Origin of the sequence: Capnocytophaga sp. oral taxon 903, from assembly GCF_013394785.1 — a bacterium.
Taxonomy (GTDB): domain Bacteria; phylum Bacteroidota; class Bacteroidia; order Flavobacteriales; family Flavobacteriaceae; genus Capnocytophaga; species Capnocytophaga ochracea.
This window is the reverse complement of sequence record NZ_JABXYW010000002.1, coordinates 131744-145120: the sequence shown is the minus strand read 5'-3', so window position 1 is coordinate 145120 and position 13377 is coordinate 131744. Positions and strand designations below refer to the sequence as shown.

The window sequence follows — 13377 nt, the reverse complement described above, 5'->3', positions numbered from 1 at the left end:
AACAGGGTCGTACAACCGTCCGTTCATATGAGTGAACTCTACAGTTTGTAAGTACTTGAACTATCTATTCGAAAAATACTTTATGTGATCCAAAGGTCTAAATATTCTATGATATTCCATTTATTTTTTACCCTTTTTAATATATATGTCATACCTGATGCACTACCTATTTTTCTTGTGATAATTACAGAAACAATACAATAATTATTTTCTGTATCAAAAATAGGTTGAGATATACTTATCAAAGTCTTTTTTTGTTTTTTTCTCCATTTTAATTGGGATTTACAGGGGTAACACCATTTTCCTAAGTATTTTCCATCTATTTCTTTTGCTACTTTTTTGAATTCATCTAAAATATTCAATGGAATATTAACTTCATTTTCATAATCTTCCCGTAAGAAAAATATTTTCTCTTTTTCACATTGGAGAAACTCTTTGTTAGGATTGTATTTTATCTCTTCAAATATAACTTTTAATATTTGATTCTCATCTTTTTGAGAATAAATTATTGTAGAATATAGAAATATATATATAAGTATTTTTTTTTCATATCTTAAAAAATTAAAAAGGATATCTAAATTTAGTATTGAATGTCCAAGGAAATCTCATATATCCTAGAGAATTAAAGAAACTTGGAAATTCCCTATATAATTCACGTATGGCTTGTTGGTTAAATCCTCCTGCATTACCACTCCCTAAACTAAATTCAAAACTATAAGCATGATATTCTAATAAATCTATAAAATTTTTAGTTACAATTCCTACAGATTGCCCTGCTAATGCGGTATACTGAGATAGATGAACCAACTCGTGCCCCATAGCATCAAAGTTTCGTCTTTCAGCTATTATATCTTTTTCAGCTCTATAGTCTTACTCTCTATTAATCGTTTTGTAGAACTATCTATATATTCTATTAAATCATCATACAAAGCATCTATTCCTGTTTTTTCTCCTTTTTTAGGTGGCATATAATATATGAAATTATGCCATTCGATAGGCCAGTCAAACTCTGAATGTATCATATCTACTTCATATAATTTAGATGTTTTATCTTTACCTAGAGCTACTATTTCTAATAATTTTTCCACAGCCCAAAATAAATAGTAATTCTTACTTACTTCTATTTGTCTTTCATAAAGATCATCATCAATTTTTTCCCAAATCGGGTCAGGATATATCTTTCTTGTTAAGTTTAAAAGATTTTCATCTGAGAGTTCAGACGACATATACATTCCACTAAACATTTCCTCACTACATAGTATATAGCCATATTCACAATAAGATAGTACTTCTTCAGGAGTAAACCAATGTTTTTTTAACCCTACATATACAGCTCTCCAGTCGTTTAATATAAAACCTTTGTCAAATATTTTCATCTGATATATCAATATTTTAATAAGAATTATAATTCTCGTAACAATACATCAAAGATTCTATCGTATAATTTCCTGCAAATCCATATTGTTTTAGCCAATCTAAAATATTCTTATTTTTAAATAATATTGCTTTGGAAAGTATATAAACTCTCTCTTTTTCATTTTTTGCAAGAGCATATCCCCATTCATATAAGATATTTTTAGGTTCTATCTCAAAAGCTCTTTCTTGAAATTCAAAAGCTGATGTATTATCTTTTAATCCAAAAAACCATTCTGAAATATATAATATTTTTCCTATAAAAAATAAATATACAGCATCATTCTGAAACCTATTATTGGATTCTAAAAACCATTTTTGCAAAAAATAAGACATCTTATTTTGTTCTTCAAACGGATATTCTTCTTCTACCAAAATATTGTGCAATATATAAATGGCTCTAATGTTTACCTTTACATTTTTCTTATACTGTTCTAGTTTTTTGTCTATATATACGATTTTAGATAGCCAATCAATCTCTTTATGAAATCCAAACTCTTTTTCTATTTCAGTAAATTCATTTTCTAAAAATATATTCATATCCTCAATTTAATTTAGTACTGTTTTTAATGATATTTAAGTTTTTCTTTCATTGTTTGGTATCCTCACCTGATATGTATTATATACGTAAAAGATATAATCGTACTTTTCGTATCTTTCAAAAATAGTTGTTATGTTCATAATTTTTTAAATATTCTTACATTCTAAAACTTTTACATAATCATTTACTTTTTTCTTAGTTATATCTCCATTTATTTCAGGATTAGCTAACTCAAAAATAAATTCTTGTATCACCGAAGGAATTTCTATATCATCTCTACATTCTACCAGATTAGCCCACTCTTCTAATTCATCAGTTGATATATTCCCTTTGATGTATTTTGTTAAAACAAAAATCATAGATTGTGTATCTATTTTAACAATAGGAGACACACTATCCCAAGAATATTTAGAAAGTTCTTTTTTTATATCTTGGGTTTTACCTCTTAAAAGAATTAAGTCTAAAAGTAACTGCTTCCTGTCTGTCATCATAATTTTGATTTTACGTGAATAATATCTCCTTGTGGTGAAATCGTATATCTCTCAGCTACCACATTCTTTTCAGTTCAAATAGAACCATAGCAAATTCTCTTTTAAATTAAATAAGGAGGAATCTCTTCCCATTTGTAACCATAGATATCATCGGCTAAAATTTTATTTATTTTATCTAATGAATAGGCGCATTCATCACCATTATTAAAAAATAGACACTTACTATCGTTTGTTTGCAACATAATGTAATAGATTACTTGCTCTTCTGTATAAAGAGTTTTTCCTATGCCAAACTCAATATTTGTAATTTTATCTCCTATTAATTTTGATAAGGAGGAATTACTACCTATTCTTTGTATAGTATATGCTTCATATTTAATATTGTTCTTATCTTTCCAATAATTCCCTATTGAAAAAGTAATGTTTCTCCCACATCAGAAGCCAAGATACTAATAGATTTTTCATTGTCCAAGTGTTTGATGTTTAAATGTAATTCTAAAAGTATTCCTTCTAATGTTACTTCTACTATATTACATATTTTATAGTCTTTTATTTGTTCTATCGTTGCCATATACTTTTCCTGTCTTCAAAACACTTGTTTATGATTTCAAAATCTAAAGATACTACTTTTAGCTCTTTATCAATGAGTAACAAATCTTTTTCCTTACAAAATAAAATAATCTGTTCAGGATAAAACTATAATCTTTTCTATGAAGCATATTCAATAATACCATATATATATCTTCCTAGTAATCCTTTTGAATATAACTCCTTTTGTATTGTTTTTTTTCCTAAGAGATGTTTAGCATATTCCTTTTTCTTGTTTTTTTTATCAAGATAGAAAAAGTAAACCCATTGGTATAACTCATTTTTAGGTTCTATTTCTGATGCTTTTGTCATCATTTCTACGGACTGTTCAAAAGTCAAATTGAAATACCATTCTCCCATAGAGATAATGAACCCTGTATAAAATAAGAATTCTGCATTATCTGAATATTTTTTCGAAGATTCTAAAAATATCTTCTTTAAATAATCAGTATATAAAAGATATTCTTTTTCATTATAAGGTTCTTCTTTCAAAAAATAGGTAATAACAAATAGAACTCGTAAATAGTTAATAATATTTTTATTTTGATTATCAGCAATATATTCAATAGCCTTAGGTATATCTAAGGATTCTTCTATTTTGTTTAATTCAAGCATAATTATTTATTATTTAGGTATATATACTGTATTAATAATAGGAACTCCTTGATTAATGTATCCACGAACATAAATTTGAATTCCATCTATAGTTGTAGAAACTTGAAAAACTTCCGAAGTATTAGGTTGTATTTTTCCGCTAACATTCCTAAGGATAGATTCTATAACATTTTGATTACCTCCCATTTTAGTAGATAAATCATTCAACCAAGGTTTGGGGTGAAGTTTATTTGCAAAAATATGAAGCTCTTTTTGTGACATTGTCAGTCTCACTCCCTTATCTATAGAACTCTCTGAAAATTGTGAAATTAATTTTATTCCTCCATCAGGTGTTTCAATAGGAATTAGTTTAGGCTGTTGAAGATCTAAAACCGAATTTGTTGTTGGAGCATTTAATTCTAAATTTCCTGTTATATTATTCTCAGCATCTAAATGAATATTTATGGGAGCTCCTTCTAAAGTTTGAACAGGTTGTTGTATTTCTCTTCCTGCCCAAATATTATGCCCTTTAGGGGTGGTAAGAGCTCCTGTAGCTCCTCCTATTACAGCTCCACCTATAAAACCGGATAAAGCTCCCCAACCAGCACTTTCCCAAAACTTACCATTTCCTCCAGGTAGTTGAGACATAAAGCCTCCACTCATAAAGCCTCCTACTAATCCGCTTGTGGCTCCTACTATTGCTCCTCCTATAACTCCTCCCGTAATTCCATAGGTGGCTAATCCTGCTGCAACTAACCCTCCTGCATAAGCCGCTACGCCTCCCGAGACGCCTCCTACTACAGCTCCTCCTACCATTCCTATCCAAGTATCAACATTGTTAAAGTCCCATTTAAAAGGGTTATAGGTACCATTGGCTTGTGAACCTCCTATATAAGCTCCTATTATAGCCCCTACTATGAGAGCTGTTATAATAAACTCCCCATTCTCATCCACATACACCAACGGGTTATTCAAACAATAGCCATATCTATTAAAATTCTGGGTGTTAAAAGGGTCTTGTACAAAGTTATCGGGTTGTAAGAAGCGGTGTAGCGCTGGGTCGTACAACCGCCCGTTCATATGTATCAAGCCTACGGTTTGCAGGTGTTCGTGTCCTGTAAAACCACGGTCTAATAGGGTAAGTTTGTCTAAGGTGTTACCTGCGCCGTCTGCTATTTTTATGGGTTGTCCCCAAGGGTCAAAATGGCGTCTTTCAGCTATATTGCCGTCCTCATCAGTGAGCATTACTATAGAGCCTAAGTAATCTCTATGTAAGTAATAGAGTTTTTGCGCTTCACCGTCCGAAATGAGTATCGCAGGAGCACTATAGGCATCACCGCCTAAGTAAAACACAAACTTGGTGCTGTTATCGGTCTTGTTACATACTATCTCTACACTACCGTCGTGGCTGTAGTGTTTAAGCAGTGGGCGTTTGGCTTTTTCTACTTCAGCATTACCGTAATAGCAGTGCGAACGTTCGCCAAAGACGTTGTACTTAATTTTACTTCTTTTCTATAAACCAAGAAGGTACTATCTTATCAAAACAGCAATTTACAAATTTTTCCCATCCATACATTTCTATCCCATTCCAAAAATTACTAATCACATATAAATTATTGTCCTTAATACAAATATAATGACTTAATATTCCCATAGAAAACATAAAATCAAACTTCTTATCAAAAAGAAGCTTTGCAAATTCAATTTCTCGAGGATGTGATTTATATGCTCTTGAGTTTGAAACAAATCTTGCATCTCCTGTTGCAATCAATTCACCTTTACTATCAGTAATATAAGCATAGGTTTGTAAATATTTTTTATTTTTCTTAAAAAGTCCTTGAAGTTTAATATCATAATAATTTGGTTTCAAAAATTGCAAAAAAGAACCATTCAAATATTCCTCTTTATCTGCTTTGTAATTAGGTATGCCAAATAAAGTATTATTAGAAAGAAATATGTGGAACTGTTTAATTTCTTCTGTTTCATTTACTATCTTAGCTTTTCTCACAAGATACTCTATTCTATCCTCTAACTCTTTAAACTCATTTTTGATATGTAACCTATCAATCATATTGATAGTATCTTGAGAGTACAAAAAACCTTGAGAATAAATAATTATTATAAAAATTATACCTCTGTAATGCATATTATCATTTAAACTTTTCTGAACTATTTAACCAACTACAATCTTTTATTTCTGATAAAGGAGTAGATATTAATTTTTCATTATCATCAGACAAATATATTACAATTATTTCACTATCCTTATAACAAAAATACATTGGATTGATAGTAGGGCTATCTATATTATAGAAAATGTATTCAGGTTTTAAATAAGTGAAAAAGTCAATATACAAATATTCTTTATAATATACAGAATTGAAGTTTTTCAGCACTCTATCTTTTTCTGTAGTTGCTAAAATACAATTTTCCTCATCATAGATGTAACACTTGAAAGGTTTATTTCTACTCAGTGAAAGGTATTCTAATAAATCAGTACTTGAACATTCTTTATTTTTTTCTGTCTGATATTGAAAAAACACTATAAAGTAAGCTAATGCCCCGATTGTTGTTCCTTTAGATATTCCTAACTTCTTTTTAGATGATTCTATAGCTTTTTGCTCTATTTTCTTTAGATCATACTTTGCAACTTTTGAAAGAATATTTTGTGATATTCCTTCAACAGTATAACAAAACAATAATATTATAAAAAAAATCTTTTTCATAATTTATCAAATAACCCTTCTGATGCGTTTAACCAATCACAATCTTCTATATCAGATAGTGGCGTACAAATTATCTTTTCATTATTATCTGATAAATACACTATAAATATTTCATTGTCTTTATAACAAAGATACATTGTGTTTTTTGTACGACTGTCTAAGTTTAAAAATATGTATTGAGGTTTAAATTCAGTAAAAAACTTTATATATAAATACTCTTTAAAATAATCAGGACTGTATTCTTTAAAAACATTTCCTCTATAGGTTGTTTTTGCTAATATCACATAATTATTTCTGTTATAGACAAAACCGATAGGATTAGTTTCTAATTTTAGGTATTTAAGCAATTCATTACTTGAACAAGGATTCCCTTTTCTCATATGTTCAGAAAAAGTAACTACAAAATAATGAATTGTACCTACTGAAAGCTCTTTAGGTAATCGCAATTTCTGTTTTGCTCTTCTTATAGCTCTTAGTTCTACTTCTTTTAAATCATATCTTTTAAGATCTGAAAGGATTCTTTGCGCTTGCCCTTCTATAGTATAAAAAACACAGAAAAGTACTATTAAAAATGTTTTTTTCATAATAACAAGATTAAGGTCTGGGTTGTATTCTAAATATATATTGCATAGAATTAGTTCCAACAGTCCTATAAGCTCCAATAGCAGGATCCATAACTTGATAAATCACTTTATAATAAAGACTTCCGGATATTCTTTGGTAAGTTCTAAGTAACACGCTATTTAATGCTGTTGCGTGAGTAATACCTTCCTCTGCACTTTTAGATATTAAATAAAAATGACTACCTCTATTCATCATTCCAGCTACGTATTCTGCACCAAGTTTATCTTTAGGTAAAAAATTATTAAAACGGATAACATTTCTACCTGTTACATTTTTAATTGCATCATTAAAACTATTAAGATTTACAGGATTTATATCAGGATCTCCGTGTAGAATATTACGATATCTTGTTTGTGATATACCTGTTGTAGATTCTCCGGTAGCAGGTGCACAGTTGTACTTTCCTTGTTGTTTTACTAAAGGTAACTGTTGGTTTGCTAAGTATTTTTCATCTAAAAGTGTAGCTCCATCCCAAAAACGTCTTCCGTCAATAGCGGCATCTATACCTCCTGAGAGACCTCCTATAACACCTCCCATTGCCATTCCTATCAATCCATTAGTTATACCACTACCTAAGGCTTGTCCGATATTTTGTCCTCCTACCAATCCATTACCAAAGCCTCCTACAAATCCAGCACCTAAGCCAGAGGCTGCCCCTATAGCAGCACCATTTATAAAACTCGAAGAAACCGCCACTGAGGTACTCATAAACCCTCCTGCAAACGTACCTCCAGCCAATGAAGCACTCACTCCAGAACCTATACCAGCCCCCACAGCCCCTGCCACAGCTCCTACTGCAAAATAGCCAAGTCCTTTAGCATCAAGACGTGCACCATTTGAGATCCAATTTATCACTCCTCCTACAATAGCTCCTATTATTAAATGCCAAAACTCCCCATTCTCATCTACATACACCAGCGGGTTGTTCAAACAATAGCCATACCTATTAAAGTTTTGGGTGTTAAAAGGGTCTTGTACAAAGTTGTCAGGTTGTAAGAACCTATGTAACGCAGGGTCGTATAACCGTCCGTTCATATGTATCAAGCCTACGGTTTGCAGGTGCTCGTGTCCCGTAAAGCCTCTATCTAATAAAGTTAAACCTTGTAACACTTTTCCCGCTCCATCTTCTACTTTTATGGGTTGTCCCCAAGCATCAAAGTGTCTTCTTTCAGCTATATTGCCGTCTTCATCGGTGAGCATTATAATGCTTCCCAGATAGTCGCGGTGTAGATAATAGAGTTTTTGCGCTTCACCGTCCGAAATAAGTATCGCAGGAGCACTATAGGCATCACCGCCTAAGTAAAATACAAACTTGGTGCTGTTATCGGTCTTGTTACATACTATCTCTACACTACCGTCGTGGCTGTAGTGTTTTAGCATTGGGCGTTTGGCTTTTTCTACTTCGGCATTGCCATAATAGCAGTGTGAACGTTCGCCAAAAGCGTTATATTCATAGCTTATTCGCTCTTTATCCTTTACGTATATCTGCTCTGGGGCTTTGAAAGCGTTATACCTTACAGTGGGTAGCGGGTATTTTTCTAAATAGGTTTCGCCTGCTTCGTTGGTGGTGAGCTTTTGCTGTTGGTAGCCATTACGTGTGTATTCATAGGTACCAATGGCACTGTTTTCGGTAATGCGACCGCGTTCATCGTATTGGTGGGTGGCATTGCCCCAGCGGGTGAGGCGGTCAGTAGGGTCATACGCAAATTCTTCTTTTTGATTATAAAAACTATAAATGCGATGATTGAGTAGTCCTCGTTGTGGATTGAAATCGTATTGCAATACGTTTAGTGGGGTATCTTCCCTTTGTACGGTTTGTGTTTTAGGGAAATGACTGTTGTACTGCAAATGCTCTTGGGTCTTCCCTTTGTGAAGGCTCAGTGGCTGTCCGTATTCGTTGCTTGCGCTCAGTTTCCAGAGGGTTGCTCCGCTCGGTGTTTTCATTTCTATGAGTTCCCCATTTTCATAACGGTATTGCACGGCACTGCTCACACGTTTGCCTGCCGTTTGGGCGGTAGTAGTCTCTTGTTGTACACGTCCAAAGCTGTCGTACGTGTAGTTTTTAGTAAATACCGCTTGGGGGTTGGTCTCGGTAGTTTGAACCAATTGTTTGAGTCCGTTATACTCATAGCGGTAACTGTCGTTATTGCCGTCTTTATTTTGGTTGTCTATTTGGGTAAGCAGTTTGTCAGCGTTATAGGTGTAGCGTATGCGCATATCGGTATACTCACCCGTAATATGTTTTTCACTCAGCCGGTCGGTACCTTGTGCATAGCTAAAGGTGGTCTTACCCTTAGGGGTCGTCTCTTCAGTGAGGTTGCCCCACGTGTCATATTGATAGGTGTAGCGCCCTGCTGAGGGGTCAGTGAGACTTGTTTTGCGTCCCCAGCCGTCTTGGGTTATCTTTTGTATGGCACCTCCATAGTCGGCTGTTTTTAGGCTACCGTTGGCAAAGTAGGTATAGCGCACAGTACCCCCCGTATCTTGGTGTTCTATAATATTACCTTGGGCATCGCGAGTGCTTATCACTTGTTGCTGTCCGTCATCAACGGTTGTTTTGAGTTTATCGTAGGTAAAGCGGGTTATTTTACCTTCGGGACTCGTAATAGTGGTAGGTCGCCCATACACATCGTATTCTGTCCTCTTCACCTTTTGAAAAGCACCTCCTGCAAGGTGAGGTGTGCTTACAGCTACTTGTTGCCCTATACCGTCGTACTCGTAGCTAACCGCATAGTGGTTGTTAAAAGCATCGTTACTTTCTTTTTCTAACAACCAGCCTAAAGTATTATAGCTCTCTGCACTGTAAGCGCCTTCTTCGTTTTCGGTAATGTTCTTAAAAATACCTCCGTCAAAGCTATAGCGCATCGTGGTTTTCTTGCCTAAGAAATTCGTGGTTTGGGTAGGTCTGCCCCAAAGGTCATAGGCATAAAGAGTACTTTGTCCCAATGGAGTCGTTTCGCGTTCCAGCAGACCTCTATTGTTATAGCTAAACTTGGTTACCTGTCCTTCGTGGTCGGTATGAGCCGTTACAAAACGGTGGCTTGGGTCATAGGTATAGCGTTCGGTACGTTGTTGTCCGTCTTCAGCGGTGGCAGTTTGTTCAGTTACGTTGCCGTACTCGTCATAACTATAAGAAGTAGTGCGCCAACCCGTACCATTACCTTGGGTCTTATGATTGGTGAGCAACCCTTTGTCATAAGCAAAAGTTTCAGCGGTGCTAAAACTATCGCCTGATAAGGTGGTGGTCGTCTCTTTCTGTTGAGGTAAGCCTGAAAAATACGGACTCTCACTCTTTGGCAAATAGCTCACGCGCGTACTTTGGCTATAGCCGTCCGTTTGGGTGCGTTGTTCCGTGAGGTTACCGTCCGCATCATAACTAAAATTATTGGTAGTCGTCAGTCCCGAAAGTCTATCTTCGGTAGTCTGCTGGGTAAGTTGTAGCTTGAAGACCTTGTTAGGACTGAGGGCATCAGTATATTGGTAGGAGGTTTTTTGGAAATAATCTGTAGGTGTATACGATGATGTAGAAACAATATAATTTAATGAAAAATCCTCCATTAAGGCTCCTCTCAGGTGAGGATTCATTACTTTTTGTGTATAGGTCTGATTATTATATTTATAAGGTTCATTCCAGTTTGTACTTCCTATTTTTGTAAATCCTAAAAATCCTAAGCCATCCGTATTTGTAATAGCTTTATAATAACCAAAATAGCGCATAGTTTTAGGAATTGTGATTCCTTCACGTTCTAACTTAGAAACTAATCGCACTGATTGCATATTCACAATAGCTACGTATGGATATGTTTCACTATAAATTTCTGTTCTATAGATAGGATCATTTTCGATATCAATATCAGAAACCATAGGTTTGTAAGAAATTTTCTCTTGTAAATCTTCTCTATGAACTTCTCTAAGCAAAACATCCTCTCTATTGTTTTCTTGTAAATGAGCAGTTTCTATCAAGTCTCCTGAAAAGAAAGAAATATCCATTACTCTATTGCGCTCATCTGGAGCTGAGAAAATAATGTGAGGAGGAAGTCCATTTATAAGCTCTTTATAGGATCCTGCTGTAAAGAAATATTCTCCACCTTCTGTTTGATTGTTGAATACTAAAATATTACGGATATGGTCAGATTTAGCTTGTGGAAAATTAGTTTTTGTAGATTCGTACTGTATGATATCTGTTTTGCCATCATTATTAATATCTATAGGGATTAAAGAATAATTCCTGTAGTAATAAATATATTGAAAAATAAGATCTCCTGTATAATGATCTACTCCATCTTCTACCTGCTCTTCCTCTTTAACTGTGCTGGCATAAAATGTAAAATTAAAACTTCTTAATTTGTAATCAAATCCTTTTCCTGTATTAGTTAGTACAGCAAAGGTATTACTTTTATCAGCTGTTGGTAATAAAAAATCTATTCTTCCGTCTCCATTGAAGTCTCCTGCTATAGGGTGAAAAATACCTAATTTGATATAGTTGCTATTGTACTTGTATAATAAATTTAAATTCTGATTGTTATCCATCTCATATACAAAAAGAGAACCATTGGTAATATGAATAATATCGGTTTTACCATCTCCATTTGTATCCATTGTCCAAAACAAATCATCTGAAGAAATATTTTGTTGCATATAACCTATTTGTTTTGAATAGTCTGTCCTTTTTCGTCCATCTAAATCAATCCAATATACACCTCTTCGATAATCGGTGGAATAATTACATTTTTCACAAGTAGGTATAGAAAATCCCTCTCTGTCAAAAGGAAAAGGGTCTAATTCACAAACTTCTATCATTATAGGGTATTCTATAGCAATAATATCGCTAAGTCCATCTCCATTAAAGTCCCCTGATAAAAATTTTAAATCATTATATGAAACACTTTTTTCTTTAGGGTCAACATCGTCAATATTTCCTCGATTTTTTATCCATCCTCGTGTTAAACGTCTACAATATTCTCTTCCCCAATCCATATAAGTAGGAAGTTTCCATTCTTTTATGTCATAGCGATACAAAGTAGAAACATAAGTTTTTGCATAAGTATTGAAAATAACTTTATCTCCTTCTTGGTGAGTAGTTACGAATCCCTGTCCATTAAATAACTTTCCTGTACTTGAAACAAATTTAGAAGCGAAAACATCTCTAAAAGTATATCCCAAAGGGATACCTCCTACAAGTTGATAAGGACTTTTTCTAAAAACATCAAAAACGTATATTTGCTTATAAGCATTATTTCCTTTTGTAGGATACATAACAAAATCAGTATGATTATCCCCATCAAGATCTAATGGAACTATTGCTGAATTTTGATTATCAACCTCTTCTAATGTTACTTTAGATTTAAAATTTCTATTTTTAAATCCTTTTGCAGAATCCCAATATTTAAATTCTATTGGTGTGTGACTTTCTCCTCCTATTTTCTCTTGCACAGAATTCAATCGGTTATAGCCTAAACTATTAACGTTGTATTTCAGTTCATAATCTCTATAAGAGGCATTATTGTCAGTTACAGTAATAGCTGATAATATCTTATCGTTTATACACGCTACACCTCCTACATACGCACTTTCTGTACGATTGCGAGCTATATATTTAAAACTAACCGTATGAAGCGCATTGTCCTTTCCTCCATATTCAATGCGACTTATAACCATATGGTTATTTTCTATGGTGTAATAATACTCAATGCTTACTCCTTGTGCATTCTCCCAATGAGAAAGTGCATATTCCAATACACTTTGCGATCTATTTCCCTTGTGATTTCTTCCATAATACGCCTTAGAGCCATCAGGGTAAAGTACCTCAAAGTAATCAGGACCAAAAGCTGCGTTCTTGCTCTTGCCCACTGCCTTAATACGTACTTGTGAGAAAGTTTCAGTCTCGTACACCGCTCCACTCTCTCCGTGTTTACCTTCTTTCAGCATCAACCGCTGTCCGTCCAACGCAAACTGGTCTGTTTCCGTAAGGTTTACTTCGGTAATCTTACCATTGTGATACATCGTGCTCCCTACTCGGCTTATCACCGAAAGCCCCGCTAAGTGCCAACCATAACCCGCAATGCCGTTACCACTCTGGCTGTTGTAAGTCAGTGCCAAGGTAGGAGCAACGCCCTTAATCCCTTGAGGCACCGCAATAGGCACGGTATACACTGCAGCTCCTGTGCCTGATACACTCAGTTCACCCGTAGTCAAGCCCACAGTATTACCTCCGCCATCTCGTGCTACTATATTCCCCGAAGGAAGTGCCGTTTCAGTAGGAGGGTCAACAGGCTCTGCGTAAAATGAAGTGCGTTCAATAGCCTGCAAAGGATAACTCTCTTGAGCTACACTGCCAAGACTATAACAAACAGATAGTAATAATAATAACCTCTTCATATGCTTAATCGTTTATAACTTA

Annotated in this window: 11 protein-coding genes; all 11 read right to left on the bottom strand. The window is 34.2% G+C overall.

The features are described from left to right. Positions 1 to 80: 80 nt before the first annotated feature. On the bottom strand, positions 81 to 362 hold the full coding sequence (locus HW279_RS00700) for a hypothetical protein (RefSeq protein ID WP_178957584.1): 282 nt from the start codon (positions 360 to 362) through the stop codon (positions 81 to 83). 483 nt (positions 363 to 845) lie between these two features. Then, complete coding sequence (locus tag HW279_RS00695) at positions 846 to 1376, bottom strand: DUF2247 family protein (RefSeq protein ID WP_178957583.1); 531 nt, start codon at positions 1374 to 1376, stop codon at positions 846 to 848. 16 nt (positions 1377 to 1392) lie between these two features. Continuing rightward, the gene (locus HW279_RS00690; RefSeq protein WP_178957582.1) at positions 1393 to 1953 is read right to left on the bottom strand and encodes a hypothetical protein; all 561 of its coding nucleotides are present in this window, start codon (positions 1951 to 1953) and stop codon (positions 1393 to 1395) included. 147 nt (positions 1954 to 2100) lie between these two features. Beyond that, positions 2101 to 2445, bottom strand: coding sequence for a hypothetical protein (locus HW279_RS00685; RefSeq protein WP_178957581.1), 345 nt, complete (start codon positions 2443 to 2445; stop codon positions 2101 to 2103). Between the two features lie 406 nt (positions 2446 to 2851). Further along, a complete protein-coding gene (locus HW279_RS10925) occupies positions 2852 to 3016 on the bottom strand; it encodes a hypothetical protein (RefSeq protein ID WP_255495746.1) in 165 nt (54 codons plus the stop codon). A gap of 137 nt (positions 3017 to 3153) precedes the next feature. After that, a complete protein-coding gene (locus HW279_RS00675; protein WP_002672771.1) occupies positions 3154 to 3648 on the bottom strand; it encodes a hypothetical protein in 495 nt (164 codons plus the stop codon). Between the two features lie 9 nt (positions 3649 to 3657). Further along, positions 3658 to 4980, bottom strand: a complete 1323-nt coding sequence (locus tag HW279_RS00670; RefSeq protein WP_317165702.1) for an RHS repeat-associated core domain-containing protein — start codon at positions 4978 to 4980, stop codon at positions 3658 to 3660. Between the two features lie 148 nt (positions 4981 to 5128). Continuing rightward, on the bottom strand, positions 5129 to 5698 hold the full coding sequence (locus HW279_RS00665) for a hypothetical protein (protein WP_178957580.1): 570 nt from the start codon (positions 5696 to 5698) through the stop codon (positions 5129 to 5131). A 79-nt stretch (positions 5699 to 5777) separates the two neighbouring features. After that, positions 5778 to 6353: a hypothetical protein gene (locus HW279_RS00660; protein ID WP_178957579.1), complete on the bottom strand. Its 576-nt coding sequence runs from the start codon at positions 6351 to 6353 to the stop codon at positions 5778 to 5780. Continuing rightward, positions 6350 to 6937: a hypothetical protein gene (locus tag HW279_RS00655; protein ID WP_178957578.1), complete on the bottom strand. Its 588-nt coding sequence runs from the start codon at positions 6935 to 6937 to the stop codon at positions 6350 to 6352. The genes HW279_RS00660 and HW279_RS00655 overlap by 4 nt, the downstream gene beginning before the upstream one ends. Before the next feature lie 10 nt (positions 6938 to 6947). After that, positions 6948 to 13355: an RHS repeat-associated core domain-containing protein gene (locus tag HW279_RS00650; RefSeq protein ID WP_255495745.1), complete on the bottom strand. Its 6408-nt coding sequence runs from the start codon at positions 13353 to 13355 to the stop codon at positions 6948 to 6950. Positions 13356 to 13377 lie beyond the last annotated feature (22 nt).